Genomic DNA, 24,974 nt, shown 5'->3' with positions numbered 1-24,974 from the left:
CGCCGCCCCGTCAGCCGTCAGCCGTCAGCCGTCAGCCGTCAGCCGTCAGCCGCCCCCGTCAGCCGTCACCTGTCCGCCCAGTCCCCCGACTCGATCAGCGCCGGCCGCTCGCGCAGTCGCGCCTCGGCGGCCGGCCCGGCAAGGTAGACCCACGCGTCCCGCGGCTCACCCGCCGCCGTCCGCACCGCCATCCGCCGCCGCACGTACAGCCCGGTCCCGTCCGCGCGGCACTCCTCCAGCAGGTCCAGGGCCGCGAGTGCTCCGGCGTACGCGCCTGGGCGTACGGTGACCAGCTCACCCGTGATCCGGCGTCCGGGCGTCGCGTCGAGCACCGCGTACGGGAAGCCGGGGCCCGCGTGCAGCGCGGCGCCGTCCAGTACCGCCGGGCGGATGTCGGCACAGCGTCCGGCCAGGTGCGCAGCGTGGTTGCGGCCGCCGCTGCGCAGGGTGCCGTAGACGAAGAAGGGCAGGTCCTCCTCGGACTCGGACACGGGTTCGACCTCCTGACTGGGGAGCGCCCACGGTACGTCCTTCGGTCCGATTCGTGATACCGACTGGCGCACCAGGTCGTCGATGCGCTGTCATATCGGATGTTCGGCCAGCACCGTCCAAGGGGGACACACATGACATCGCCCGCTTCATCCCAACCAGCCACCGCCCCCGGTCCCGCCCCCGCCCCGCCTTCCACCAGCCTGCCCGCCACAACCCCCTCCACCAGCCCGTCCCCGCTCGGCGACGCCCGCCCCGCCGCCCGCCTCGGCGGCGCGGTCTGGCTGGCCCTCGCCGTCGTCTACGTCGTCTGGGGCTCGACCTACCTGGCGATCCGGATCGCCGTGGAGACGATGCCCTCGTTCCTCTCCGCCGCCGCCCGTTTCCTCACCGCGGGCCTCCTGCTGGCCGGCTACCTGTTGGTGCGCCAGGGCCCGGCCGGGCTGAAGGTGAGCGGACGCCAGCTGGCCTCCGCCGCCCTGGTCGGCGTGCTGCTGCTGACCGGTGGCAACGGACTGGTGGTCCTGGGCGAGACCTCCGTGCCCTCCGGCCTGGCCGCTCTGCTGGTGGCGGCCGTCCCGCTGTGGATGGTGGTGCTGACGGCCTTCGGCGGTGAGCGTCCGAAGCCCGCCGAGCTCGCCGGTGTGCTGCTCGGGCTGGTCGGCCTCGGTGTGCTGTCGGCCCCGGCGATCGGTGGGTCCATCAAGCCGCTCGGCGTGATCCTGATCATCTGCGCCACGCTGCTCTGGTCGGCCGGCTCCTTCGCGAGCAAGAAGATCCCGCTGCCGGGCAACGTGCTCGCCGCGAGCGCGTACCAGATGCTGGCCGGCGGCCTCTGCGATCTGCTGATCGGACTGGTCCGCGGTGAGCAGCACGGGCTGGACCTGGCGACCGTCTCCGGCCGGTCCTGGCTGGCCCTCGCCTACCTGGTGGTGTTCGGCTCGCTGGTCGCCTTCACCGCGTACGCCTGGCTGCTGCGCTCCGCCCCGCTGACGCTGGTCGGCACGTACGCGTACGTGAACCCGGTGGTCGCGGTGCTGCTGGGCTGGCTGATCCTGGCCGAGCCGCTGACCGGCTCCACCCTGGCGGGTGGGGCGATCGTGGTCGCGGGCGTCTGCCTGGTGGTGAGCGTCAGCCGGCGGCCGCGGCGTTCTGCGCGGCCGGGGCGTCCTGCGCGTTCGCGTCCGTCGAAGGCGTCGTCCGGGCGTAGGTGAGGATGACGTTCCCACGCTCGAAGACCCGGCTGTCGGTGAGCGTGAAGGTGCGCGGTTCGAAGCCCGTGCGGAACAGCGGGATACCCGACCCGGCCACCACCGGGTACTGCTTGATGATCAGTTCGTCGATCTCGGGCAGCAGCCGGCCGGCCAGGTCGGCGCCCCCGCAGAGCCAGATGCCGAGCCCGTCCTCCTGCTTGAGCCGGCGGACGACGCTCAGCGGGTCCTCGGCGGTGACCTCCACCGCGGGGTCCGGGCTCGACTCCAGGGTGCGGGAGAAGACGATCTGCCGCAGGTGGGCGTACGGGCTGGTGAGGCCGACGGCCAGCCCGACGTCGTAGCTGCCGCGCCCCTGGAGCACGGTGTCGAAGTGCTTGTTGGGTGCCTCCGCGATGCCGACCGCCGTGCGGCCGGGGGTGGGGATGGTCTCCGGGTACTCGGTGAAGAGCGTCGGGGCGAAGTCCTCGGTGAGGTGCGGCATGAAGAAGTCGAAGTCACCGTTCGGGGCTGCGATGAAGCCGTCGATGGTGGTGCCGACGAAGTAGCTGAGCTTGCGCATTCAGGTCCTCGGGATCGATGAACGGGATCGGGACGCGGCGCGGGCCGTGCAGGCCTGCTCCATGAACCACGACATTTATAGTACTCCAGTCGTAGTGGTTGCCAGAGGTCTCCTGAAATCAAGGGGTTCCTGAAACAAGGGATCTCCTGAAACCGGCTCCTCGAGCCCATGTCGCCCCGATCCGGTACCGCCCCGAGTCCCGGAAGTCCGCAGGAGGCAGAATCGGCCCATGGTCCAGAACCCCGCCCGCCGCACCGCCCTCGCCGACGCCGCCATCGAGGTCCTCGCCCACGAGGGTGCCCGCGGCCTCACCTTCCGCGCGGTCGACGTCCAGGCCGGCGTCCCCAAGGGCACGGCCTCCAACTACTTCGCGAGCCGGGACCACCTGCTCCACCAGACCGCCCGGCACATCCACCACCGGATCATCCCGGACCCGGCGATCATCGACGAGCTGATGCGCGCCCCCCGCGACCGCGCCCTGGTCACGGCCCTGATGCACGAGCTGATCCGCCGCATCACCGCCGACCGGGCCGGCTACCTCGCGATGCTCGAGCTGCGTCTGGAGGCCACCCGCCGCCCGGACCTGCGGGCCCAGCTCACCCGCACCATCCGGGACGACCTTGAGGCCAACATCGCCTACCACCTGGGCGAGGGCTTCCCCGGCGACCGGGAGACCGTCATCGTGCTCTACCTCGCCATGACCGGCCTGATCATCGAACACCTCACCCTGCCCGAGGTGTTGGGCGTCGACGGCCTCTCGGCGCTGGTCGACACCATCGTCGAGCGGATCGTCCCGTCCGCCTGACCGGGACGATCCTTCGCTCCGCCGCGTCCGTAAGCCCGGCTCAGAAGCCGTGCGGGGGCTTGCCCGTCCACCAGTTGCCGGGTGCGTCCGGGTCGCGGCTGGTCCAGTACTCGATGATGGCGTTGGTGAACTCGGCCGCGGACAGTACGCCGTCGCCGTCGGTGTCGAGGTGGCGGAAGGCTTCGTCGGCGTCGTCGCGGCCGAGGCCGGCGAAGTGGCCGCGCTGGAAGACGAAGAACTCGCCCGCGTCCACGGTTCCGCTGTGGTCGGCGTCGGCGACGGCGAGGAAGGCCTCGGCGAGCGCGCCGAGGATGTCCCGGGCGGCCTCGGGGTCGCCGGCGAGCGAGCCGGTCGAGGCGGTGAACTGCTCGCGGGTGATCGCCTCGGTGCCGGCGGGCAGTCGGGCGAGGTGGAGGTCGTGCCAGATCGTCAGGTAGGCGCGGACGATGACGGCTTCCGCCTCCGAGCCCTCCTGGTGGCCGAGCGAGCGGGCCACCGAGTGGCCCATCAGGACGTGGTCCCGTTCGGTGAGCAGGCCGTCGCCGTCGGCGTCGAGGTGATCGAAACCGTGGTGGATCTTCGCGTTGAGCAGGTCGTCCGACAATGTGCCCCCTCGGGCTGGCGATTCCTACGTCTGCTATGTCACATCGCCTGCACGCTAACGCCTTGAGCCGGAATCGCGCAGCAGAACGAAGGGCGAATGCCTGCGCGAGCGCAGTCGGTGGGCTCAGGGGTGGTGGGAGCGGGTCATCGGGCACCGGTGAAGGCTGGCGACGACCTGGCGGGGGGCGCCGGGCGCGGCGAAGTCGATGGGCGTGCTGCGTGGACCGTTCCGCCGCACGTTACTGAGCGCCGTCGGCCGCACACGGGAAGCCCGCCGCCGGTTCGCACATGCGGGTGACCGGCTGCTGATTCCCCCGTGCACCCGAGTGCCGGCCTGCTAAGCGTGCCCTCAATCCTCCGGGTGGTCAGTTCTCCTGGGGCCATCCCCCCGGGTGGTCAGTCCTCCTGGTGGTCGGCCCAGACGTACGTCTCCGGCAGCAGGTCCAGCACCGGTACGGTGCGCAGCTCGGACCCCTGCCCGACGATGATCCGCACCTGCGGGAAGTAGTCCAGCAGCGCCTGGCGGCAGCGCCCGCACGGCGGGATCACCCCGCGCTCCCGGTCGCCGACCGCCACGACGGTGGTGAGCTCGTACGCCCCCTGCCCGGCCGCCGCCCCGATGAGCACCAGCTCCGCGCAGGGCCCGCCGGTGAAGTGGTAGGCGTTCAGGGCGGTGACGATCCGCCCGTCGGCATTGCGCCCGGCGGCCGCCACGGTGTGGTTGTCGCCCCGCGCGTACCGCCGCGCCACCTCCTGGGCTGCCTCGACGAGCTCCGTGTCCACGGGTGCCTGGTTGCTGGTGGACATATTCGCTACACCTCTTCGATCGGACCTGGCAGGCTTCGATCATGAACCGCCCGCCCCTGATCGTGCCAACCCTTTCCGCCGGCCCCTTCACCCTGCGCCCCTGGCGCCTCACCGACCTGCCGGTCATCCGGGAGGCCGCCGCCGACCCGTACATCCCGCTGGTCACCACCGTTCCGGCCGCGTACGACGAGGCGGCCGGGCGGGCCTTCGTCGAGCGGCAGTGGGCGAAGGCCGCCGACGGCGCCGGCTGCTCCTTCGCGGTCGCCTGCCAGGCGGACGGGGGAGGGGCGGGCGGCGGGGCAGAAGCGGACGGGGCAGAGGCGCCGGACCGGGCCGTGGGCTTCGTCGGCCTGTTCCCGCAGCCCGACGACCGTGCCTCGATCGGCTACTGGACGGCTCCCTCGGCGCGCGGCGGGGGCGTGGCGGGCCATGCGCTGCGGTCCGTCGCCGAATGGGCGCTGGACGAACTGGGCCTGGCCCGGCTGGAGCTGTCCATCGAGCCGTGGAACACCGGATCGCTGCGCGCCGCCGAGCGGACCGGCTTCCGCCGCGAGGGCCTGCTGCGTTCCCACCGCACGATCGGCGGGGAGCGCCGCGACATGTACCTCTACGCGCTCCTCCCCGACGACCCGCGCTGACCCCGCGAGCGAAGCCGCCCGGGCGGGCCGCCCGCGTGAGCCGTCGGTGAGGAACCCGCCCGCGAGGAACCCCGCCCGCGCGGACCGTGTACTCGGTGTGCGGCGCGGCGAACAGCCGGTCCCGGTCGGTGGACTCCACCAGTCGGCCCCGGTGCATGACGGCCACCCGGTCGCAGAAGTGCCGGACCACGGCGAGGTCGTGCGAGACGAACAGGAAGGCCACGCCGAGGCGTTCGCGCAGCTCCATCAGCAGGTTGAGCACCTGTGCCCGCACCGACACGTCGAGTGCCGAGACCGGTTCGTCCGCGATGATCAGGCGCGGCTGCGGGGCCAGGGCCCGGGCGATGCCGATCCGTTGGCGCTGCCCGCCGGAGAATTCGTGCGGGTAACGGTCCAGGTGTCCGGCGTTCAGTCCGACCTGCTCCAGCAACTCGGCGGACCGCTCCCGCCGTTCGGCCGGGGTCAGCGGGGTGTGCAGGCGCAGCGGGGTGTCGAGGGTCTGGGCGACGGTACGGCGCGGGTTGAGCGAGGCGTACGGGTCCTGGAAGACCAACTGGATCTCGCGGCCGAGCCGGTGCCGCAGCTCCCGGTCCGGGCGGGTGACGTCCAGGCCGTTGTACAACACCCTTCCGCTGGTCGGCCGTTGAAGGCCGGCCAGGACCCGCGAGGTGGTGGACTTGCCGGAGCCGGACTCGCCGACCAGCCCGACCGTCTCGCCGGGCGCGATCCGCAGGCTGACGCCCTCGACCGCCCGGACCGGCTCGGCCCGCAGGTCGGGGAGACGCCACCCTCCGGGGAAGCGACGCCTTCCGAGGAGGCGCCGTCGCCCGGGGAAGTGCACGGTGAGGTCCTCCACCTCGACCAGCCATCGCTCGGATCGCTCGACGACCCTCGGCCGGTACGCCCGCGAAAGTGACGGGCCATCAACTGTCGGCAGTGTCGTGCCCGGTACGGAGCCCAGTCGGAGCGCGGCCCCCACGAGTGCCCGGGTGTACGGCTCACCCGGCGCGGTCAGCAGTTCGGCGGTCGGCGGTCGGCGCGGACTCGGCCCGGACGCCGCCGCGCAGCACCAGCGTGCGGTCCGTCGTCCCGGCGACGACGCCCAGGTCGTGGCTGACCAGCAGCACGACGGTGCCGTGCTCGCGCTGCAACTCGCCCAGAAGGTCGAGGACTTGCCGCTGGACGCGGGCGTCCAGGGCGGTGGTCGGCTCGTCGGCGATCAGCAGCTGCGGATCGTTCATCAGCGCCATCGCGATCATCACGCGCTGGCGCATCCCGCCCGAGAACTGGTGCGGGTAGTCGCGCACCCGGGCCGTCGGGATGCCGACCCGGTCGAGCAGGTCGGTCTCGGGCTTCCACGCCGGGTTGCGCTCCAGCACCATCCGGGTGTTCTGGACGTGCTCGACGATCCGGTACGGGCCGGTGGCGAACGGCCGGCGGTCGTAGTCCGTCCCCCGGTGTCCTTGTCCCGGCGCACCGGCGAGGAGGAGGACTGCGCGGCCATGTACGGGACGTCGGCCTGCGGTTGCGGGAAGTGGAGACGACGGTGCGCTCGTCCGGGGTCTCGATCGCGGCCAGGTCGCCGTCCCGCGGGCCCGCGTACTGGGCGCGCGCCGCCTCGTAGTTCGCCTCGCCGGTGAGCCACTGCGGCCAGTAGGGCGGGCCGACCTCGTAGCCCTTGCCGAAGGTGCGTTCGATGCCGTACTTGACGTCCTGGGCGGTGATCGGCTTGCCGTCCTCCCAGGCCACGCCCTGCTTGAGCCGGTACGTCCAGGTGCGCCCGCCGTCGGCGGAGGTGCCGGTGTCGGTGGCCAGGTCGCCGACCAACTTGGCCTTGCCGTCCACTATCTGATACTGCGTCAGCGGGCGCCCCCAGGGCAGCGAGGTGTTGTAGGTGGCGCCCGCGTAGACCTTCTGCGGGTCGAGGTGGCGGAACTCGACGCTGTTGTACACGTTCAGCGTGCCGCCCGCGCGGGCGCCCGGGACGGCGGGGGCCGGCCCGGCACTGTCCTGCTCGGTGCCGTGCACGGCGGTCAGCGGGGAGGTCTCCTTGGCGGAGGCCCCGGCGCCGGCGGAGCCGGTGCTGCCCGCGCCGGCCGAGCAGGAGGTCGCCAGCAGGACGGTGGCGGTGACGGCGAGGGACGGTCTGGTCCAGCGCATGGCGAATCTCTCCTCGCCCCGGCGGATCGCGCCGGGGAGGGTTCGGGTTGACGGATGGGAAGGGTGTGGCTCGGCGGACGCAGCGGGACTCAGCGGATTCAGCAGGGTTCAGCAGGTCTCAGCGGACGCCGGCACGCGGATCCAGCGCGTCCCGGACGGCGTCGCCGAGCAGGTTGAAGGCGATCGCGAACAGCAGCAGCGCCGTCCCGGGGAAGACCAGGTAGGTGGGGTCGGCCTGGAAGACCTCCGAACCGCGCGAGATCATCCGCCCCCAGTCCGGGACCGGCTCGGTGATGCCGACACCAAGGAAGGACAGCGCGGCCTCGGAGGCGACGTAGCCCGGCACCGCCATGGTGGCGTGGACCAGCAGCTGCGAGCGCACATTCGGCAGCAGTTCGTGGACGACGACATGGAGCCGGCTCGCGGCCTGGGGCCGGGCGGACTGCACGAAATCCCTTTCTCGGAGCGAGCGCACAGTGGCCCGAAGGGAAAGCGCGAGCGGAATCCAGCCGAACACGGAGAAAACCAGGATCAGCACCAGGAACTGCATCCATTCCGGTTCCGCGGCGCCCGGATCGACCAGCCGGGACTGGATGACCGGGCTGAGTGCGAGCAGCAGGAGCAGGGTCGGAAAGGCCTGCAGCACATTGGCGAGGAATCCGAACAGCCGGTCCGCGATTCCACCGAGATAGCCGACCGCGACACCGGCCAGGACGCCCAGTGCGGTGGTCGCGGTGGCGGCGGCGAAGGCGATCAGCAGCGAGGTGCGGATGCCGCACAGCAGCTGGGTGAACACGTCCCGGCCGAGGCCGGGCTCCAGGCCGAACCAGAAATCTCCGGAGATCCCGCCGTTCGGCAGCATCGGCAGGCCGCCGTCGCTGAGCAGGCCCGGAGTGTTCTGGCCGTAGTGCTCGACCGGGTTCTTCCCGTACAGCGCGGCGATCAGCGGGGCCGCGATGGCGAGCAGCAGGAACAGCAGCACGACGGCCAGGGCGGCGGCACCGACCCGGTTCCGCAGGATCCGGCGGAGCGGGCTCGGGGCCGCGGCGGTCGCGGGCCCGGCCGTAGGGACTGGGACTGTGTCGACCACTGCCATGAGGCGTAACCCCCGAATTCTCCGCCGCCCATGGGTGAGGGTGCGCTGATGTGCATTTCCGGTACGGCCTACGGGGGTTTCCCGTGGGCCGTTCGAACGACATTTGATCGGATGCGTCCGAGGGACCGCAAATCACCTTTCGGGCGCTCGTTGGTATTCCTGCGACACTGTTTCGGGAAATGTGGCGGCTTCATTTCGCCGCAACACCGGCGTCGCAAAAGAAACGGACATAAGATGGCAAATCGGACCGGGCGTTCCGCATTCTGAGACCTCCGCCACAGTCCGTCCGATGTTGATACGATCCCGGTGGGCTGCGACTGGCGCGTAGGGATGGAATCAACCATCGGGAAGCGGCCTCGTGAAACCTCACGTGAAGTTGCCGAGCGCCTGGGCCATCCGCATCCCCGTCAGGAGACCGCCTTGGCCCAGCAGCCCCACACCGCCGCGACCCCCGCCGCCGACACCGCCTTCCGCAGCGCCCTCGAGGTGGTCGCCGCCGTCGAACCGCGGATCGCCGCCGCCATCGGCCGGGAACTCGCCGACCAGCGCGCCTCGCTGAAGCTGATCGCCAGCGAGAACTACGCCTCCCCGGCCGTCCTCCTCGCCATGGGCAACTGGCTCAGCGACAAGTACGCCGAGGGCACCGCCGGCCGCCGCTTCTACGCGGGCTGCCGCAACGTCGACACCGTCGAGACCCTCGCCGCCGAGCACGCCCGCGAGCTGTTCGGCGCCGACCACGCCTACGTCCAGCCGCACTCCGGCATCGATGCCAACCTCACCGCCTTCTGGGCCGTCCTGTCCCAGCGGGTCGAGAGCCCGGCTCTCGAGCGGGCCCGGGTCCGTAACGTCAACGACCTCACCGAGGAGGACTGGGCACAGCTGCGCCACGAGCTCGGCAACCAGCGCATGCTCGGCATGTCCCTCGACACCGGCGGCCACCTCACCCACGGCTTCCGCCCCAACATCTCGGGCAAGATGTTCGAGCAGCGCAGCTACGGCACCGACCCGGCCACCGGCCTGATCGACTACGACGCGCTGCGCGAGACCGCCCGCGAGTTCCGCCCGCTGATCATCGTCGCCGGCTACTCCGCCTACCCGCGGCTGGTCAACTTCCGCCTGATGCGCGAGATCGCGGACGAGGTCGGCGCCACCCTCATGGTCGACATGGCGCACTTCGCCGGCCTGGTCGCGGGCAAGGTGCTGACCGGCGACCACGACCCCGTCCCGCACGCCCACATCGTCACCACGACCACCCACAAGTCCCTGCGCGGCCCGCGCGGCGGCATGGTGCTCTGCACCGCCGAGCTGGCCGAACACGTCGACCGCGGCTGCCCGCTGGTGCTCGGCGGCCCGCTCTCGCACGTCATGGCCGCCAAGGCCGTCGCCTTCGCCGAGGCCCGCCGCCCCGAGTTCCAGGCCTACGCCCACGCCGTCGTCGCCAACGCCCAGGCCCTCGCCGAGGGCCTGCTGCGCCGCGGCACCAAGCTGGTCACCGGCGGTACCGACAACCACCTCGTCCTCGCCGACGTCTCCGGCTACGGCCTGACCGGCCGGCAGGCCGAGGCGGCACTGCTCGACTCGGGCATCGTCACCAACCGCAACTCCGTCCCGCAGGACCCCAACGGTGCCTGGTACACCTCCGGCATCCGCCTCGGCACCCCCGCCCTCACCACCCGCGGCCTCGGCGCTGCCGAGATGGACGAGATCGCCGAACTGATCGACACCGTCCTGCGCGCCACCATCCCCACCACCGCCGCCAACGGCACCCCGTCCAAGGCCGGTTACACCCTCGACGCCGCCCTCCGCGACGCCACCGCCAAGCGCGCCGCCGACCTCCTCACCCCGTACCCCCTCTACCCGGGCATCGACCTCGCCTGACGACCGCCCGGAACACGGGGAGCCCCCCAACACCCCCCCGCACCCCCACACCCCGCCGGGAACGCCCGGGGCCGCCGGCACCTCCGCCGGCGGCCCCGGGCGACACCCGATTCCGCTAGTACTGCAGCGACTTGTACTGCAGGAACTCCTCCAGCCCGTGGCGGCCCAGTTCGCGGCCGAGGCCGGAGTTCTTGTAGCCGCCGAACGGCGCGAGGGGGTTGAAGCGGCCGCCGTTGAGGTCGACCTGGCCGGTGTCGAGGCGGCGGGCGAAGGCGGCGGCGGTGTCGGTGTCGCGGGCCCAGACGCCGCCGGCCAGGCCGTACAGGGTGCCGTTGGCGAGTTCGACGGCGTGGTCCTCGTCGCGGTAGGCGAGGATCACCAGGACCGGGCCGAAGACCTCCTCCTGGGCCACCGCCATCTCCGGTGCCACGTCGGCGAGTACGGTCGGGCGGACGTAGAAGCCGGTGGGCAGTTCGGCGACGGGCTCCGAGCCGCCGACGACCAGCCGGGCGCCCTCGGCCAGCGCGCCGTCGATGTAGCCGCGCACCCGGGCCAGCTGCTTGGCGTTGACCACCGGGCCGATCCGGGTCTGCGGGTCGGTGGGGTCGCCGGGCACGTACGGGGCGGCAGCCTTGGCGGCTCGCGTGATCGCCTCCTCGTACTGGTCCTCGTGCACCAGCAGGCGGGTCCAGGCGCTGCAGGTCTGGCCCGAGTTGGCGAAGACGCCGGCGACGTTGGTCTTGACCGCGCGGGTGATGTTGGCGCCCGGCAGGACGACGTTGGCCGACTTGCCGCCGAGCTCCAGGGCGACCCGCTTGAGGCCCCGGCCGGCCGTCTCGGCGACCTGCCGGCCGACGGCGGTGGAGCCGGTGAACGAGACCACGTCCACCCCCGGGTGGGCGACGAGCGCCGCGCCCGCCAGTTCCCCGGTGCCGGTGACGAGGTTGAACACGCCGGCCGGGAACCCGGCCTCGTGCACCAGGCGGGCGAACAGCCGGGCCACCAGCGGGGTGTCCTCGGCCGGCTTGAGGACCACCGGGCAGCCGGCCGCCAGGGCGGGGACGACCTTGGCCACGATCTGGTGCAGCGGGTAGTTCCACGGCGTGATTGCAGCGACCACCCCGGCCGGCTCGGCGTGTACCACCGAGTTGCCGATCCGCTCCTCGAAGGGGTGCTCGGCGAGCAGGGTCAGGTAGGAGGTCGCCACGGTCAGCGGCAGCCCGGCGTGCACGGCGGCGGTGAAGCCGACCGGGGCGCCCAGTTCGGCGACGACCGTCTCGGTGATCTCGTTCTGTGCGGCGGCGAGCCCGTCGCGCAGCCGGGTCAGCAGGTCCAGCCGCTCCTCGCGGGTGGTCGCGGCCCAGCTCCGGGCGGCCCGGCGTGCTGCCGCCACCGCCGCGTCGACGTCGGTCGTCCCGCCGGCCGGCACCGTGGCGAGCACCTGCTCGGTCGCCGGGTTCAGGACGGCGATCGAGCCGGGGTCCCCGGAGGGCCGCCAGGCCCCGTCGATGTACTGGTCGCTGTACTCCGCGTACTGCTGCACCGGTTGTCCTCTCGTCAGCTCAGCCGCTTGACTGACAGTGCTGGTCGGAGGCCAGTCAAAACGGCCGGGCAGCCGCGCGCAAGAGCCCATCCGGCCCGGCAACTTGCCGGTTCCACGGGGCAGAACCGTGCGGTGCACTTGTCGAACCGCTCGATGCCCACCTCGGCGCGCCGCGCGTCCAGCCGCTCCGGGTCCTCGCACGGCGACGGCACCGGCCTGCCATCCGCCACCGCGCCGATCCGGGTGCCGCAACGCTGCTCCCGACCTCCCTGGCGAGGACTGCCCGCCACCACGCCGGGCGCGCGAACCGAGACGGAGGCCATCCTCGAAGGGGGTGACCAGGAGGCCTCGGACCAGGCAGAACGGAGGTACACGAAGCCCGGTTCCGCACGGAACTGCCCTCCGGTCCCCGGCGTCCTTGTCCTCGTCCATCGACGGGCGATCAGGGGGGACAGCGACAGTGGATCCGGACAAAGCACTCGAACTCGTCGTCAGGCCAAGCGATCTGACGGCAAGTGGGCAGAGTGCCCAGCAACTGGCGCAGGCCGTCCCGGGCGAGGACCAGGCGCTGACCGAGGCGAGCGGAAAGGCCGAGGGCGGCCTCAAGGGCTGGACCACCGCGACGGCCCTGCACAACTGCACCGCCAACTGGGCCACGCTGCTGAACAGTCTGGCGGGCGACCTCGGCCGGTACGGGACCAAGCTGCAGCAGATCGCGCAGTCCTACGGGTCGAGCGACCGCAACATCGCCGACGACCTGGACGGCACTGCCGCCCGGACGGCCGCCAGCACCTCCCCGTCCACGCCCGGCCCGTCCAGACCGGACCCGTTCAACACGGTGATCGTCGGCGACCAGTCCGCGAAGGGACGGTGACCGTGGACATCGCGACGCTCCACGACGCCGACCTCAACGACCTGGCCGGCGCCAAGAACGCCTACGAAGCCCTGGCCGGCAAGTTCGCCGAGCACATCGACGTCTGGCAGAGCACCGTCGTCAACCGGCTGTCGGGCTGGACGGGCACGACCGCCACCCAGGTCTTCGGCGACCTCCAGGCCTTCACCACCAAGCTGCAGAACGCGCACGAGGAACTCGTTTTCGTCAGCCGCTCGTTGAGCGCCGCCGGCGAGGCCTTCGCACTGGCGCAGTCCCACCTGGTGGCCGCCCTCGACGACGCCAAGGCGGACGGTCTCACGGTGGCCCCCGACGGTCAGATCAGCTGGGGTCCCGCCCCCGGTCAGCCCGGGGGCACCCAGGCGGCCTCGGCCGACGAGGCCATGCGCAAGCGGGCGGAGGACATCAGCGCGCGGATCACCGCGGCCCTCAACGAGGGAGCCCAGGCGGACCGGGCGATCACCGGCCGGCTGAACCGCTTCGCCCAGCACGCCGCCGACGGCACCGGCCTGACCGGCGCGGCGGTCTCGGCCGACCGGGCCGCGGACGACGCGACGGACCACGTCCCGCCGGCCGGCACCAAGCCCGCGGACGTCAAGACCTGGTGGGACGGTCTGACGTCGGCCCAGCAGCAGCGGCTGATCCTCAACCACCCCGACCAGGTCGGCAATCTCGACGGCATCCCCGCCGCTGCCCGGGACCAGGCGAACCGGACCAACCTGACCCGGGCCCAGTCGGACCTCCGCACCCAGCTCGCCGCCCTCGACCAGGCCGAGCCGACCTCCTGGGTGGGTACGCCGGGCGGCGCCGCCAAGAACCCGGAGCACGTGGTCTGGGAGGCCCAGCGCAAGGGCCTGGAGGACGAGTTGCACGGCCTCCAGACGCTCCAGGACCGCCTCGCCCAGCCCGTGACCGACAGCAACCCGCGGCCGTACCTGCTCCGGCTCGACGCCGCGGCGGTGGGCGGCCGCGCGATCCTGGCCCTGAACGACCCGGACACCGCCGACCACGTGGCCACCTTCGTGCCCGGCACCGAGTCCCGGCTCGGCGGCGTCGGCGGCACCATGGACAAGGCCAAGGAGATGTACCGCAGCGCGGAACAGTCCAGTCCGGGCGCCAAGGTCTCCACGATCGCGTACGTGAACTACGCGGCGCCCCAGACCGCCTCGCCCACGCTCGGGGCGCCCGTCCCGGACGCGGCCTACGAGGGCTACGCCAAGGACGCCGAGCAGGACCTGTTCAACTTCCAGTCCGGCCTGCGCGCCACCCACCAGGGCACGCCGTCCCACAACACCATCATCGGGCACAGCTACGGCAGCACCGTGGTCGGCTACACCATGCGCGACAAGGGACTGCCGGTGGACACCGTGATCTTCGCCGGGAGTCCCGGCGTCGGCGTCGAACGGGCCGCCGACCTCAACACCGACCTCGGGAACGGCACCAAGATCGACCCCAGCCACGTCTACACCGTGCTCGGCGGCAAGGACTCGATCACGGACTGGACCCCGGCGATCGACATCGACAACCTCGACCCGACCAGCGACGACTACCACCTGCGGTTCGGCCGGGACCCGATGAACCCGGCCTTCGGCGCCCAGCACCTGCCGGCCCAGGACACCGACCACGACCACTACTGGAACGCGAACACGCCGTCCTGGAAGGCCTTCGGCCAGGTCATCGCGGGACAGCCGGTCACATGATCCGGCCCACCCACCCCCGGCGGACCGCCGCGCTCGGCCTGCTGCTGCCCGCCACCCTCCTCGCCCTCGCCGCCTGCGGCAGCGACACCCCGTCGATGCGGCTCGGCCGGGCCGAGGAGAAGGTCCGGGCCTACGCCACCGCCGCGCTCGCCGCCGTCCCCGGGAAGGACGCGGCACGGGTGTCCGCACCCCAGCCCGACAGGGACGAGTGCGCTCCCGGGCCGGTCGGCTCGACCCCGACCTACCTGCCGTACCTGACGTACGACCTGAGCGGGCTGTCTGCCTCGAAGGCGCCGGAGGTCTTCGAAGCGGTACGGCAGCGGCTCGCGCAGGACGGCTTCGGCGTCCGGCACCGTGACGACCGGCGGCTCGACCTCGCCAAGGGATCCGACGAGTTCACCGCCTCGGTGGTGCTCGGCGAGCCCGACACCGCCCCGGACACCTTCCACCTGACCGTCCGGGCCTCCTGCGTGCCGGCGGACAAGCCCTGACCGCCGGCAAGTCCTGAAGGCGGGCAAGTCCCGAAGCCGGGCAAGTCCTGAAGGCGGGCAAGTCCTGAAGCCGGGCAAGTCCTGCGGGAACGCCGAAGGGCCGGTACCCGACCGGCCCTTCGACATGTCACCCGATTCGGAGACTCAGCGGCTCAGACCCGCGAAGGCTCGCCCGCCTCGGCGGGAGCCGAAGCGTCCTCGGCGAGCTCCGCCTCCGCCATCTCCTGCCGGACAGCGGCCAGCGAGGGGTTGGCCCAGGCGCTGGCGACGCCCCAGTAGTAGAAGGCGAGCCCGATCGCGGCCACGATCAGCAGGTCCCAGCCCTCCGGCAGGTAGCCGTGCCCGCCGAAGTCGCTGCTGCCGGCCCACGAGACACCGGCCATCACGAACAGGTAGGCGACCATCCAGGCGCCCGCCGCGAGGTGCGGCTTCAGCTCGGCGAACGGCTTGCGCAGCTCGTACCAGGCCCAGATCGGCAGACCGGCGGCCATCAGCAGGATGACCTTGCCGGTGAGCGGCCAGCGGGCCCAGTACAGCACCAGCGAGCCGAAGACCATCGCGACCGGGGCGATGACCGGCATTGCGCGCAGCCGGACGGGGCGCGGCAGGTCGGGGGCGAGGCGGCGCAGTGCCATCACGGCGACCGGGCCGGTGATGTACGAGATCACGGTGGCCACGGAGACGATCTCGGCCAGCGAGCCCCAGCCGCGGAAGACCGCGAGGAACAGGAAGGCGACCACCAGGTTGAGCAGCAGCGCCGGGCGCGGGATGCCGGTCTTGGCGTCGACCTTGCCGAAGATCTTCGGCAGGTGGCCGTTCTCCTGCACGCCGTGGATCATGCGCGAGGTGGTGGCGGCGTAGATCATGCCGGTACCGGACGGCGAGATGAAGGCGTCCGCGTAGAGCAGGATCGCGAGCCAGTTGATGCCCCAGGCGATCGCGAGGTCGGCCAGCGGCGAGGTGTAGCCGAGGCCGCTCCAGCCCTTGGAGAGGTCGCCGCTCGGGATGGCGCCGAGGAAGGCGATCTGCAGCGCGACGTAGATCACCAGGGCGATCAGGATCGAGCCGATGACGGCCTTCGGCAGCGACTTGCCGGGGTTGCGGGCCTCGCCGGCCAGGTTGAGCGGCGACTGGAAGCCGTTGAAGGCCCAGACGATGCCGGAGACCGCGACGGCGGTGAACACCGCGCTCCAGCCGTTCGGCGCGAAGCCGCCGTGGTCGGTGAAGTGCGCGGTGTCGAAGTGCGCGAGGAGCAGCGCGCCGGCGGTCAGCGTCGGCACGATGACCTTGAAGACGGTGATCGCCGTGTTGGTCTTGGCGAACAGCGTGATCGCGAACCAGTTCAGGATGAAGTAGACGACCAGCAGCACGCTGGCCAGGGCCACACCGCTGAGGGTCAGTTCCTGGCCGTCGAAGAGCCCCTTCGCCCAGCCGAAGTGCCAGGAGCTCATGTACTGGACGGAGGCGGTGGCCTCGCCCGGGATGACCGAGACGATGGCGATCCAGTTGGCCCAGGCGGCCAGGTACCCGGCCAGCGAGCCGTGCGAGTACTGGCCGTACCGGACCATGCCGCCGGCCTTGGGGAACATCGAGCCCAGCTCGCTGTAGGTGAGGGCGATGGTCAGCGCCACCGCGGCGCCGATCACCCAGGCGAGGATCGAGGCCGGCCCGGCGAGCCTGGCGGCCCGCTCGGCACCGAACAACCACCCGGATCCGATGATCGACCCCAGCCCGACCGCGGTCAGGCTGATGGTGCCGAGCGATCGGCGGTAGTTCTGGTGTGATGCCGTCGAGGATTCGGGCTCACTCAACGTATCGGTCCTTTCGCTCGGGGTTCATGGGGTGGTGTCGGTGTTTTTGCGGTTTTGAGTCCGTATTCCGGACAAACGCACAGCAGCTTATGGTCCAAAAACGGGCGAATACCTCAGAGGAAGCTCAAACCGTTCGATCGTTGCCATCTCGTGTCCGGTTTCCGGACCGGCGAGCACCTGCGGAGAGGCCGACGCCACACCGCCACGGGAGGCTGCGGTCGGGAAGCGGCCGAAAGTCGGACGGGAACTCGGACGGGAAAAAGAAAATTCCCCGCGGGTTCCTTTCGGATCCCACGGGGAATTCAACTGTGTCCGAGGGGGGACTTGAACCCCCACGCCCGATAAAGGGCACTAGCACCTCAAGCTAGCGCGTCTGCCATTCCGCCACCCGGACAGGGTGTGTGCTTCGGGGGTTTTTCTCTCGTCCCCTCGGCGACAGAGAGAACATTACCAGGGTTCTGGAGTGCTTCTCACCTGCGCTTCCTCGGCTCCGGACCCCGAGGGACGCCGAGGGGCCCGGAGACCTGCCCGGAGGGCCCCGGGGTGCCCCGGGAGGCCCGCCGCACAGGTTGGTACAGCTGGCGAACACGCTCGAACCCCGCCCGAAGCGATGGCGACCGCGAAGGAACCGGTCGACTCCGGTGGCGCCAGCGATCGGTTCCGGTCGGAAGCGATCCGACACGGGCAAGTTGTCGACGGTGCCACAGTCGCCGGGACCGCTCTCCTAGCCTCTGTGGACCGAGGGCGCCATGAGCGGATCGCCTGATTCCCGGGTCGCGGACGAAGGGCGGCTGGACGTGGAGCAGATCAGCGGGACGGCGGAGGCCGAACCGAGACGCGGCAGTCCGGGGAACGGCCCCGCCGAGGGCCTGTGGCGCTTCCCGGTGCCCGCCGCCGAGGCTTCGGTGCCGCTCACCAGGCACGCGGTGCGCGACCGCCTGTTGGCCCAGGGCATGGCCGGGGTGCGCTACCAGGAGCTGGTGGACGACCTGCTGCTGATCGTCTCGGAGCTGGTGAGCAACGCGGTGACACACGCGGCCGAGCTCTCGCCCGAGGTGATCACCGAGCTGTCGGTGCGCGGGGGATGGGTGCGGGTGTCGGTCGAGGACGGCGACCCGTACCGGCCCAAGGCGCTGGAGAACGACACCGGACGTACCGGCGGGCGCGGCCTGCTGCTGGTGAAGAGCGTCACGTTGCAGGCCGGCGGGGTGTGCGACGTCGAGCGGACCGGGGAGGGCGGAAAGGTCATCTGGGCCTCACTGCCCGTCCCCCCGGAGCCCGAGCGCTGACCGGTCCGCCGTAGACGAGCGACGCACCCGGACCGGCCGCCGGCCCCGCACCGGGACCGACCGCCTACCAGTCCCGCCCGGCGATCTCCCGGATCCCCGGCAGCGCCGCCTCGAAGACCGTCTCGAACCAGACCGAGAACGGCCGCTCGGCCCGCAGCTCCCGCAGCTCCTGCGCGGTCACGAAGGCGAAGTCGTCGACCTCGTCCGGGTTCGGCTCGACCGCGGCGGTGACCAGTCCCACGAAGAGGTGGTTCCACTCCCGCTCGATCAGCCCGGACGCCTCGTCCGGCAGGTCGTAGCGGACGGTGCCGGCCTCGCAGAGCAGCGCCGGGGCGACGCCCAGCTCCTCCGCGGTGCGCCGGGCGGCGGCGACGAACGGCGGTTCGTCCGGGTAGGGGTGGCCGCAGCAGGTGTTCGACCAGACGCCGGGGGAGTGGTACTTGCCGAGGGCCCGGCGCTGGAGCAGCAGGCGGCCCTGGCGGTCGAAGAGGAACACCGAGAAGGCGCGGTGCAGCCGACCCGGCTGCTGGTGGGCCCAGAGCTTCTCGGCGGTGCCGATCGTGACGCCCTCGTCGTCGACCAGTTCCAGCAGGATCTCGGTACCGGCGGCCGAGGCGGTCCGCGGGTCGGCCGACACGTCGGTCTCCACGTCGAGACCGGTGTCGATGTCGGCGGCGAAGTGGGTCGGGTCGGTCGGCAGACTCTGGGGCATGGGGCCTCTTTCCGGGAGCGGGAGCAACGGGAGCATCGGGTGCGTCCGGCGCACCGGGTGGCGCGGTGGACGCAGCGGGGGCACCGGCGCCGGCGTCGGGCTCCAGTCTGCCGTATGGGTGGCGCCGGGTAGGGGTCCCACGCACAACCGGGCGGATCATGACACGGAGGAGTCGGAATCCGGGCAGAGAGGGGTCGGAGAAGCCCTCGTAAGAGTCACGATCGTCGCAGAATCGTTCGACGCACGTTCGGTGGTCGTTCGACCGGCCTGGCGCGGCCCGGCGCGGTCCGGAGCCCTCCGGAGGACTCCGGAAGCGGCCCGGCGCGGACACCCGCCCCACCCGTACGCGAAACCCGCACGTGACCCGTACGCGACCCGCACGCGAGACCCGTACGCGGACACCCGCGCACGACCGCCCGCACGAACGCCGCCGCCACCGCCTGGTCACCCCTCCGTCACCGTCCCGTCTCCGGGCGCGTTCGGGCCGGTCGTCCAAGTCGCCTACCATCACATACGACACGGTGCCCGGATCTGTGCCGGCACCGGCGCGCCGCTGCCCGGCCCGGTCGCACCCCGTCCGGCGAAGCAGCGCCGCCGCCCCTCGGCACGGCCCGCGCGCACAGCACGACGGATCAGGAGACCCCGCATGATCGGCCTCGTTCTGGCAGCCGGCGCCGGCCGCCGGCTGCGCCCGTACACCGACACCCTGCCCAAGGCGCTGGTGCCGGTCGACGGGGAGCGGACCGTCCTGGACCTCACCCTCGGCAACTTCGCCGAGGTCGGACTGTGCGAGGCCGCGATCGTCGTCGGCTACCGCAAGGAGGCGGTGTACGACCGCAAGGACGCCCTGGAGAGCAAGTACGGCGTCAAGCTCCACCTGGTCGAGAACGACAAGGCCGAGGAGTGGAACAACGCGTACTCGCTCTGGTGCGCCCGCGACCTGTTCGGCGAGGGTCTGCTGCTGGCCAACGGCGACACCGTCCACCCGGCCTCCGTCCAGCGCACCATGCTGGAGGGCAACCAGCGTCTCCTCGACGCCGGCACCGCCCCCGGCATCCTGCTCGCCCTCGACACGGTGAAGAAGCTCGCCGACGAGGAGATGAAGGTCGTCGTCGACCCGGCCGCCGGCATGCGCCGCATCACCAAGCTGATGGACCCGGCCGAGGCGAGCGGCGAGTACATCGGCGTCACGGTGATCAACCCATCCGCCGCCGCCGACCTGACCGACGCGCTGCGCGTCACCTACGAGCGCGACCCGCAGCTGTACTACGAGGACGGCTACCAGGAGATGGTCGACCGCGGCCTGCGGATCGACGTGCAGCCGATCGGCGAGGTCTCCTGGGTCGAGGTCGACAACCACGACGACCTGGCGAAGGCGCGGGAGATCGCGTGCCAGTACTGACCCGACTGGTCCCGTCGCCGCTGTTCGTGGAGATCCGCTCGGGCGCGCTGGACGCGCTCGGCGGGATCCTCGCGGACCAGCGGCTGTCGGCCTCGGGCCGGATCGCGGTGGCGATCAGCAACGGCTCCGGCGCGGCCATGCGCCGTCGCCTGGAGCCGGCCCTGCCGGGCGCCGACTGGTACAACGTGGACGACGGCAGCCTGGACAGCGCGGTGCGGCTGGCCGAGGCGATGCGCGGCGGGCACTACGACGCGATCGTCGGCCTCGGCGGGGGCAAGATCATCGACGCCGCCAAGTACGCCGCCGCCCGGGTCGGCCTGCCGTTGGTCGCGGTCGCCACCAACCTGGCCCACGACGGCATCTGCTCGCCGGTCTCCACCCTCGACAACGACGCCGGCCGGGGCTCCTACGGGGTGCCCAGCCCGATCGGCATCATCGTCGACCTGGACGTGATCCGGGAGGCCCCGCAGCGCTTCGTCGCGGCCGGCATCGGCGACGTCGTCTCCAACATCTCGGCCTGCGCGGACTGGGAGTTGTCGCACGCGGTCACCGGCGAGCCGGTGGACGGGCTGGCCGTCGCGATGGCCCGCTCGGCGGGCGAGAACCTGCTGCGGCACCCAGGAAACACTCAGGATCAGGACCTCCTGACAGCCCTCGCGGAAGCCCTGGTACTGTCCGGCATCGCGATGAACATCGCTGGCAGCACCCGGCCTTCGTCAGGCGCCTGCCACGAGATCTCGCATGCCCTGGACGTGCTGTATCCCAAGCGGTCCGCCCAGCACGGCGAACAGGTCGGCCTCGGTGCCGCGTTCGCCAGCTTCCTGCGGGGCGAGCGCGAGCTGACCGGTCTGATCGTGGAGCGCCTGGCGAGCCACGGGCTGCCGGTGACCGCCGCTCAGATCGGCTTTACCGAAGCGGAGTTCACCGAAGCGGTGCACTACGCTCCGAACACCCGCCCGGGACGCTTCACCATCCTTGAGCACCTCGACCTCTCCCCTTCCGCTATCAGGGACGCGTACGCCGACTATGTCCAAGCCCTCAACAGCTGACCCCTCCACCGCGGGCGCCGAACGGCCCCCGGTGGACCTGACCCGCCGGCCCTCGATCGAGGAGCTGCGCGCGGTGATCCACCCGGAGGGCATGCTCCAGCGCCGCAGCGCCGAGCACTGGGCCGGGCGTCTGTACATGCGGAGGATCTCGCTGCGGATCACCCGCGTGCTCTCCACCATGACGGCGATCACGCCCAACGGCCTGACGTACCTGATGATGTGCACCGGCATCCTGGCCGGCGCCGCGCTGGTCGTGCCGGGCATCGCGGGCGCGGTCCTGGGCGCCCTGCTGATCCAGGTCTACCTGCTGCTGGACTGCGTGGACGGCGAGGTGGCCCGCTGGCGCCGGCAGACCTCGCTCACCGGCGTCTACCTGGACCGGGTCGGCCACTACATGTCCGAGGCGGCCCTGCTGACCGGCCTCGGCCTGCGCGCCACCGACCTGCTGCACCGCGAGGGCGGCGGCTCGCACTGGGAGTGGGCCTTCCTCGGCACGCTGGCCGCGCTCGGCGCGATCCTGATCAAGTCCGAGACGGACCTGGTGGACGTGGCCCGGGCCCGCACCGGTCTGACGGCCGTCGAGGACAGCGCCTCGGTGCCGCGCTCGGCCACCGTCGCCAAGGCCCGCCGGGCGGCCTCGCTCCTGAAGTTCCACCGCCTGGTCGGCGCGGTCGAGGCCTCGCTGTTCATCCTGGCCGCCGGGATCGCCGACACCGTGCACGGCGGGCTCTTCTTCACCCGGCTCGCGGTGGTCGTCCTGGCGGCGATCGCCATGCTGCAGACCGTGCTGCACCTGCTGAGCATCGTCCTCTCGAGCAGGCTCCGATGAGCGAGCGGAGCGAGCGAATGATCGACAGGTGCGCGTGGGCGCATGCCCCTGCCGAGCGCAGCGAGGTGGGTGCATGAACGCCGTGACCAACGCGGAGAGCTTCCGCCTCGGCGCCGTGATCATCACCATGGGCAACCGGCCCGCCGAGCTCAACGCCCTGATCGAGTCCGTCCGCGCCCAGGAGGGCCCCGCGGTCGAGCTGGCCGTGGTGGTCAACGGCGCCCCGCTGCCCCCGCTGCCGGAGGGCGTGCGCACCGTCGAGCTGCCGGAGAACCTCGGCATCCCGGGCGGCCGCAATGTCGGCATCGAGCTGTTCGGCCGGGACGGCGCGGACGTGGACGCCGTCCTCTTCCTGGACGACGACGGCTGCCTGCCGCGCACCGACTCCGCCCGTCTGCTGCGCGAGGCCTTCACCGCCGACCCGGAGCTGGGCATCGTGTCCTTCCGGATCGCCGACCCGGACACCGGTGTCACCCAGCGCCGGCACGTCCCCCGGCTGCGTGCCAGCGACCCGCTGCGCTCGTCCCGGGTGACCACCTTCCTGGGCGGCGCGAGCGCCGTGCGCTGCAAGGTGTTCGAAGAGGCCGGCCAGCTGCCCGCCGAGTTCTTCTACGCCCACGAGGAGACCGACCTCGCGTGGCGTGCGGTGGACGCGGGCTGGGGCATCGACTACCGGGCGGACGTGGTGCTGCACCACCCCACGACCTCCCCCGCCCGGCACGCCACCTACTTCCACAACGTGGCTCGCAACCGGGTTTGGCTCGCGAGGCGGAACCTTCCGGCCCTGTTGGTGCCTCTCTATCTGGGAACCTGGCTTCTGCTCACCCTGGCCCGCCGCCCCTCCCCCGAGGCGCTGAAGGCCTGGTGGGGCGGATTCCGGGCGGGCTGGCGCGAATCCTGCGGTCCGCGACGGCCCATGCGATGGCGTACCGTTTGGCAACTGACCAGGCTGGGCCGACCTCCGATCATCTGATCTGATCAAATGATCGATTGCTGCGGCCGGTGACCACACACCGGCCGGCTCCCCCGAGATCCCAGTGGATCCCCATCGGCGCACGGCCGGCGGACCCCCCGTCGACCGGCCGCCCCGACCGATCCCGCGTGAAGGACGAATGTGTCGACAGTGAGTGAACCCGTCAGCCTCTCGACCCCCAGGGGGGTGGACGCGGGCCTGACCGCGAAGCAGCTTGCGGACAAGTACGGTCTGTCGGTGAGCGGCGCCCGGCCGGGTCTGTTCGCCTACACCAAGCAGCTCTGGGCCCGGCGCCACTTCATCTGGGCCTTCGCCACCGCCCGACTGGTGGCCCAGTACACCGACGCCAAGCTCGGCCAGCTGTGGCAGGTCGTGACCCCGCTGCTCAACTGCGCGGTCTTCTACCTGGTCTTCGGCGTGATCCTGTCGAGCAAGGACGGCTTCCCGCCGGACACGTACATCGCCTGGCTCTGCATCGGCGTCTTCGTGTTCCAGTTCACCCAGAACGCAGTGCAGTCCGGCACCCGGGCGATCTCCGACAACCTCGGCCTGATCCGGGCCCTGCACTTCCCCCGCGCCAGCCTGCCGATCGCCTTCACCGTGATCCAGCTCCAGCAGCTGATGATCTCGATGGTCGTGCTGGTCGTGACCGTCCTGGCCAGCGGCATCGCCCCGGGCAGGACCTGGCTGCTGATCATCCCGGCGCTGATCCTGCAGACGATGTTCAACACCGGCATCTCCCTGATCATGGCCCGGATCGGCGCCAAGACCAGTGACATCTCCCAGCTGATCCCGTTCGTGATGCGGGCCTGGATGTTCCTGTCCGGCGTGATGTTCAGCATCCAGGACCGGGTCCACAAGTGGCCGCACTACATCCAGGTGATCTGCAACGTGAACCCGGCCTCGGTCTACATGGACCTGCTGCGGCACGCCTTCGCGCCGGTCATCTACAACAAGCACCAGTCCGTGTACCAGTCCCTGCCGCCGCACCAGTGGGTGTACGGGCTCGCCTGGGGCGTTGGGCTGTTCGTCATCGGATACGTCTTCTTCTGGAAGGCCGAGGAGGAGTACGGCCGTGGCTGACGTCGACCTGAACAAGAACGACTTCGTCCGGGACACGGACGTGGCCCGCGAGCCCACCGTCGTCGTCGACGACGTGCACATCGTCTACCGGGTGCACGGCGCCGGCTCCGGCAAGGGCAGTGCCACCTCGGCGTTGAGCCGCATCCTCAGCCGCAAGCGCGGGGCCGGCGTGCGAGAGGTGCACGCGGTGAAGGGCATCAGCTTCACCGCGTACAAGGGCGAGGCGATCGGCCTGATCGGCTCCAACGGCTCCGGCAAGTCGACCATGCTCTCCGCCATCGCGGGCCTGCTGCCGACGGAGAAGGGCGGCATCTACACCAACGGCCAGCCCTCGCTGCTGGGCGTCAACGCCGCGCTGATGAACGAGCTCAGCGGCGAGCGCAACGTCGTCCTGGGCTGCCTGGCGATGGGGATGTCCCCGGCCGACGTGCGGGAGCGCTACCAGGACATCGTCGAGTTCTCCGGCATCAACGACAAGGGCGACTTCATCTCCCTGCCGATGCGCACCTACTCCTCCGGCATGGGTGCCCGCCTGCGCTTCTCGATCGCCGCCGCGAAGACCCACGACGTGCTGCTGATCGACGAGGCCCTGGCCACCGGTGACCAGGCCTTCCAGCAGCGCAGCAAGCGGCGCATCGACGAGCTGCGCGGGTCCGCCGGTACGGTCTTCCTCGTCAGCCACGACAACAACTCGATCCGCGAGGTCTGCGAGCGGACCATCTGGATCGAGGCCGGCGAGCTGGTCATGGACGGGCCGACCGACGAGGTCGTCGGCCGCTACGAGCGCGGCGAGCGCCCGTAGCACCCCCGCCTCCAGGGCCGGTTCCGGGACATCCGGGACCGGCCCTTCGGCGTGCCCCCGCCGTTACCCCAGGTGGCCGCCCCCGCAGGGGTGAGCACCCCGCCGGGCGGGCGGGGCGGTCTTCACCGGCGCGCCCCGGGGTGTCAGGC

Annotated in this window: 23 protein-coding genes, 1 tRNA gene, 2 pseudogenes and 1 riboswitch; of the genes and pseudogenes, 14 read left to right on the top strand and 12 right to left on the bottom strand. The window is 71.5% G+C overall.

Translation table 11 applies throughout. The annotated features are described in order from the left end of the window. Positions 1-65: 65 nt before the first annotated feature. A complete protein-coding gene (locus ACIBEC_RS00345) occupies positions 66-491 on the bottom strand; it encodes a gamma-glutamylcyclotransferase family protein (RefSeq protein WP_360489807.1) in 426 nt (141 codons plus the stop codon). A gap of 132 nt (positions 492-623) precedes the next feature. Here ACIBEC_RS00345 and ACIBEC_RS00340 point away from each other — a divergent pair, with 132 nt between their 5' ends. Then, a complete protein-coding gene (locus ACIBEC_RS00340; RefSeq protein ID WP_360489805.1) occupies positions 624-1,703 on the top strand; it encodes an EamA family transporter in 1,080 nt (359 codons plus the stop codon). Here ACIBEC_RS00340 and ACIBEC_RS00335 read toward each other — a convergent pair. After that, positions 1,621-2,262 (bottom strand): dihydrofolate reductase family protein, encoded by a 642-nt coding sequence (locus tag ACIBEC_RS00335; RefSeq protein WP_360489803.1) that lies wholly within the window; start codon positions 2,260-2,262, stop codon positions 1,621-1,623. The two genes, ACIBEC_RS00340 and ACIBEC_RS00335, sit on opposite strands and share 83 nt — an antisense overlap. A 229-nt stretch (positions 2,263-2,491) precedes the next feature. On the opposite strand from ACIBEC_RS00335, the gene ACIBEC_RS00330 reads away from it, so the two are divergent. Then, the gene (locus ACIBEC_RS00330) at positions 2,492-3,067 is read left to right on the top strand and encodes a TetR family transcriptional regulator (RefSeq protein WP_360489801.1); all 576 of its coding nucleotides are present in this window, start codon (positions 2,492-2,494) and stop codon (positions 3,065-3,067) included. A gap of 40 nt (positions 3,068-3,107) precedes the next feature. Here ACIBEC_RS00330 and ACIBEC_RS00325 read toward each other — a convergent pair whose 3' ends face one another. Both ACIBEC_RS00325 and ACIBEC_RS00320 read right to left on the bottom strand, forming a co-directional pair. Beyond that, positions 3,108-3,671, bottom strand: coding sequence for an EF-hand domain-containing protein (locus ACIBEC_RS00325; protein ID WP_360489799.1), 564 nt, complete (start codon positions 3,669-3,671; stop codon positions 3,108-3,110). Positions 3,672-4,066: 395 nt separating this feature from the next. Beyond that, the gene (locus ACIBEC_RS00320) at positions 4,067-4,477 is read right to left on the bottom strand and encodes a cytidine deaminase (RefSeq protein WP_360489797.1); all 411 of its coding nucleotides are present in this window, start codon (positions 4,475-4,477) and stop codon (positions 4,067-4,069) included. A 41-nt stretch (positions 4,478-4,518) separates the two neighbouring features. Between ACIBEC_RS00320 and ACIBEC_RS00315 the strand changes: the two genes are divergently transcribed. Beyond that, a complete protein-coding gene (locus ACIBEC_RS00315; protein ID WP_360489795.1) occupies positions 4,519-5,115 on the top strand; it encodes a GNAT family protein in 597 nt (198 codons plus the stop codon). Between the two features lie 352 nt (positions 5,116-5,467). Here ACIBEC_RS00315 and ACIBEC_RS00310 read toward each other — a convergent pair. The 4 genes and pseudogenes from ACIBEC_RS00310 to ACIBEC_RS00295 form a co-directional block, all read right to left on the bottom strand. After that, positions 5,468-5,956: pseudogene (locus ACIBEC_RS00310) on the bottom strand (ATP-binding cassette domain-containing protein); the annotation flags it as partial. A gap of 157 nt (positions 5,957-6,113) precedes the next feature. Further along, on the bottom strand, positions 6,114-6,497 hold the full coding sequence (locus tag ACIBEC_RS00305) for an ATP-binding cassette domain-containing protein (protein ID WP_396287643.1): 384 nt from the start codon (positions 6,495-6,497) through the stop codon (positions 6,114-6,116). A gap of 148 nt (positions 6,498-6,645) precedes the next feature. Further along, positions 6,646-7,275, bottom strand: a pseudogene (locus ACIBEC_RS00300) (ABC transporter substrate-binding protein); the annotation flags it as partial. A 118-nt stretch (positions 7,276-7,393) separates the two neighbouring features. Next, a complete protein-coding gene (locus ACIBEC_RS00295; protein WP_360489793.1) occupies positions 7,394-8,371 on the bottom strand; it encodes an ABC transporter permease in 978 nt (325 codons plus the stop codon). A 303-nt stretch (positions 8,372-8,674) separates the two neighbouring features. Continuing rightward, a riboswitch (ZMP/ZTP riboswitch) is annotated at positions 8,675-8,771 on the top strand. Between the two features lie 20 nt (positions 8,772-8,791). Here ACIBEC_RS00295 and ACIBEC_RS00290 point away from each other — a divergent pair. Next, the gene (locus tag ACIBEC_RS00290) at positions 8,792-10,249 is read left to right on the top strand and encodes a glycine hydroxymethyltransferase (RefSeq protein ID WP_360489791.1); all 1,458 of its coding nucleotides are present in this window, start codon (positions 8,792-8,794) and stop codon (positions 10,247-10,249) included. Between the two features lie 115 nt (positions 10,250-10,364). Here the strand turns inward: ACIBEC_RS00290 and ACIBEC_RS00285 are convergent, their stop codons facing one another. Next, on the bottom strand, positions 10,365-11,792 hold the full coding sequence (locus tag ACIBEC_RS00285) for an aldehyde dehydrogenase family protein (RefSeq protein ID WP_360489790.1): 1,428 nt from the start codon (positions 11,790-11,792) through the stop codon (positions 10,365-10,367). 460 nt (positions 11,793-12,252) lie between these two features. Between ACIBEC_RS00285 and ACIBEC_RS00280 the strand changes: the two genes are divergently transcribed. Genes ACIBEC_RS00280 through ACIBEC_RS00270 form a run of 3 tightly spaced genes read left to right on the top strand, consistent with a single transcriptional unit; the run spans position 12,253 to position 14,875 of the window. Then, the gene (locus ACIBEC_RS00280) at positions 12,253-12,666 is read left to right on the top strand and encodes a hypothetical protein (protein ID WP_360489788.1); all 414 of its coding nucleotides are present in this window, start codon (positions 12,253-12,255) and stop codon (positions 12,664-12,666) included. A 2-nt stretch (positions 12,667-12,668) separates the two neighbouring features. Continuing rightward, positions 12,669-14,384, top strand: a complete 1,716-nt coding sequence (locus ACIBEC_RS00275) for an alpha/beta hydrolase (protein WP_360489786.1) — start codon at positions 12,669-12,671, stop codon at positions 14,382-14,384. Then, on the top strand, positions 14,381-14,875 hold the full coding sequence (locus tag ACIBEC_RS00270) for a hypothetical protein (RefSeq protein WP_360489784.1): 495 nt from the start codon (positions 14,381-14,383) through the stop codon (positions 14,873-14,875). The genes ACIBEC_RS00275 and ACIBEC_RS00270 overlap by 4 nt, the downstream gene beginning before the upstream one ends. Positions 14,876-15,027: 152 nt before the next feature. On the opposite strand, the gene ACIBEC_RS00265 is transcribed toward ACIBEC_RS00270, so the two are convergent. Next, on the bottom strand, positions 15,028-16,686 hold the full coding sequence (locus ACIBEC_RS00265; protein WP_360489782.1) for an APC family permease: 1,659 nt from the start codon (positions 16,684-16,686) through the stop codon (positions 15,028-15,030). A gap of 309 nt (positions 16,687-16,995) precedes the next feature. Then, positions 16,996-17,080, bottom strand: a tRNA-Leu gene (locus ACIBEC_RS00260). A 355-nt stretch (positions 17,081-17,435) separates the two neighbouring features. Between ACIBEC_RS00260 and ACIBEC_RS00255 the strand changes: the two genes are divergently transcribed. Then, a complete protein-coding gene (locus tag ACIBEC_RS00255) occupies positions 17,436-17,975 on the top strand; it encodes an ATP-binding protein (protein ID WP_360489780.1) in 540 nt (179 codons plus the stop codon). A gap of 64 nt (positions 17,976-18,039) precedes the next feature. On the opposite strand, the gene idi is transcribed toward ACIBEC_RS00255, so the two are convergent. Beyond that, the gene (gene idi, locus ACIBEC_RS00250) at positions 18,040-18,687 is read right to left on the bottom strand and encodes an isopentenyl-diphosphate Delta-isomerase (protein WP_360489778.1); all 648 of its coding nucleotides are present in this window, start codon (positions 18,685-18,687) and stop codon (positions 18,040-18,042) included. Positions 18,688-19,333: 646 nt separating this feature from the next. Between idi and ACIBEC_RS00245 the strand changes: the two genes are divergently transcribed. From ACIBEC_RS00245 to ACIBEC_RS00220, 6 genes are all read left to right on the top strand, one after another. After that, positions 19,334-20,089, top strand: a complete 756-nt coding sequence (locus tag ACIBEC_RS00245; RefSeq protein ID WP_360489776.1) for a phosphocholine cytidylyltransferase family protein — start codon at positions 19,334-19,336, stop codon at positions 20,087-20,089. After that, on the top strand, positions 20,077-21,138 hold the full coding sequence (locus tag ACIBEC_RS00240) for an iron-containing alcohol dehydrogenase family protein (RefSeq protein ID WP_360489774.1): 1,062 nt from the start codon (positions 20,077-20,079) through the stop codon (positions 21,136-21,138). Before ACIBEC_RS00245 ends, ACIBEC_RS00240 begins: the two co-directional genes overlap by 13 nt. A gap of 91 nt (positions 21,139-21,229) precedes the next feature. After that, positions 21,230-21,967 carry a CDP-alcohol phosphatidyltransferase family protein gene (locus ACIBEC_RS00235; protein WP_360490670.1) on the top strand — a complete coding sequence of 246 codons (738 nt, stop codon included), beginning with the start codon at positions 21,230-21,232 and terminating at the stop codon, positions 21,965-21,967. A gap of 73 nt (positions 21,968-22,040) precedes the next feature. Beyond that, complete coding sequence (locus tag ACIBEC_RS00230) at positions 22,041-22,940, top strand: glycosyltransferase (protein ID WP_360489772.1); 900 nt, start codon at positions 22,041-22,043, stop codon at positions 22,938-22,940. Positions 22,941-23,081: 141 nt separating this feature from the next. Further along, positions 23,082-24,023 carry an ABC transporter permease gene (locus ACIBEC_RS00225; RefSeq protein WP_360489770.1) on the top strand — a complete coding sequence of 314 codons (942 nt, stop codon included), beginning with the start codon at positions 23,082-23,084 and terminating at the stop codon, positions 24,021-24,023. Further along, positions 24,016-24,825 carry an ABC transporter ATP-binding protein gene (locus ACIBEC_RS00220; RefSeq protein WP_360489768.1) on the top strand — a complete coding sequence of 270 codons (810 nt, stop codon included), beginning with the start codon at positions 24,016-24,018 and terminating at the stop codon, positions 24,823-24,825. The genes ACIBEC_RS00225 and ACIBEC_RS00220 overlap by 8 nt, the downstream gene beginning before the upstream one ends. Positions 24,826-24,974: the final 149 nt, after the last annotated feature.

Origin of the sequence: Kitasatospora sp. NPDC051164, assembly GCF_044455625.1 — a bacterium.
Classification (GTDB): domain Bacteria; phylum Actinomycetota; class Actinomycetes; order Streptomycetales; family Streptomycetaceae; genus Kitasatospora.
This window is presented reverse-complemented; position numbering and strand designations above follow the sequence as displayed.

Excerpts from the sequence above, each read along its gene's own strand:
- ACIBEC_RS00335 (WP_360489803.1), bottom strand. The coding sequence starts at position 2,262 with ATGCGCAAGCTCAGCTACTTCGTCGGCACCACCATCGACGGCTTCATC.
- ACIBEC_RS00270 (WP_360489784.1), top strand. The coding sequence starts at position 14,381 with ATGATCCGGCCCACCCACCCCCGGCGGACCGCCGCGCTCGGCCTGCTG.
- ACIBEC_RS00230 (WP_360489772.1), top strand. The coding sequence starts at position 22,041 with ATGAACGCCGTGACCAACGCGGAGAGCTTCCGCCTCGGCGCCGTGATC.
- ACIBEC_RS00245 (WP_360489776.1), top strand. The coding sequence starts at position 19,334 with ATGATCGGCCTCGTTCTGGCAGCCGGCGCCGGCCGCCGGCTGCGCCCG.
- ACIBEC_RS00315 (WP_360489795.1), top strand. The coding sequence starts at position 4,519 with ATGAACCGCCCGCCCCTGATCGTGCCAACCCTTTCCGCCGGCCCCTTC.
- ACIBEC_RS00340 (WP_360489805.1), top strand. The coding sequence starts at position 624 with ATGACATCGCCCGCTTCATCCCAACCAGCCACCGCCCCCGGTCCCGCC.
- ACIBEC_RS00235 (WP_360490670.1), top strand. The coding sequence starts at position 21,230 with ATGCTCCAGCGCCGCAGCGCCGAGCACTGGGCCGGGCGTCTGTACATG.
- idi (WP_360489778.1), bottom strand. The coding sequence starts at position 18,687 with ATGCCCCAGAGTCTGCCGACCGACCCGACCCACTTCGCCGCCGACATC.
- ACIBEC_RS00330 (WP_360489801.1), top strand. The coding sequence starts at position 2,492 with ATGGTCCAGAACCCCGCCCGCCGCACCGCCCTCGCCGACGCCGCCATC.
- ACIBEC_RS00255 (WP_360489780.1), top strand. The coding sequence starts at position 17,436 with ATGAGCGGATCGCCTGATTCCCGGGTCGCGGACGAAGGGCGGCTGGAC.
- ACIBEC_RS00295 (WP_360489793.1), bottom strand. The coding sequence starts at position 8,371 with ATGGCAGTGGTCGACACAGTCCCAGTCCCTACGGCCGGGCCCGCGACC.
- ACIBEC_RS00305 (WP_396287643.1), bottom strand. The coding sequence starts at position 6,497 with ATGGTGCTGGAGCGCAACCCGGCGTGGAAGCCCGAGACCGACCTGCTC.
- ACIBEC_RS00320 (WP_360489797.1), bottom strand. The coding sequence starts at position 4,477 with ATGTCCACCAGCAACCAGGCACCCGTGGACACGGAGCTCGTCGAGGCA.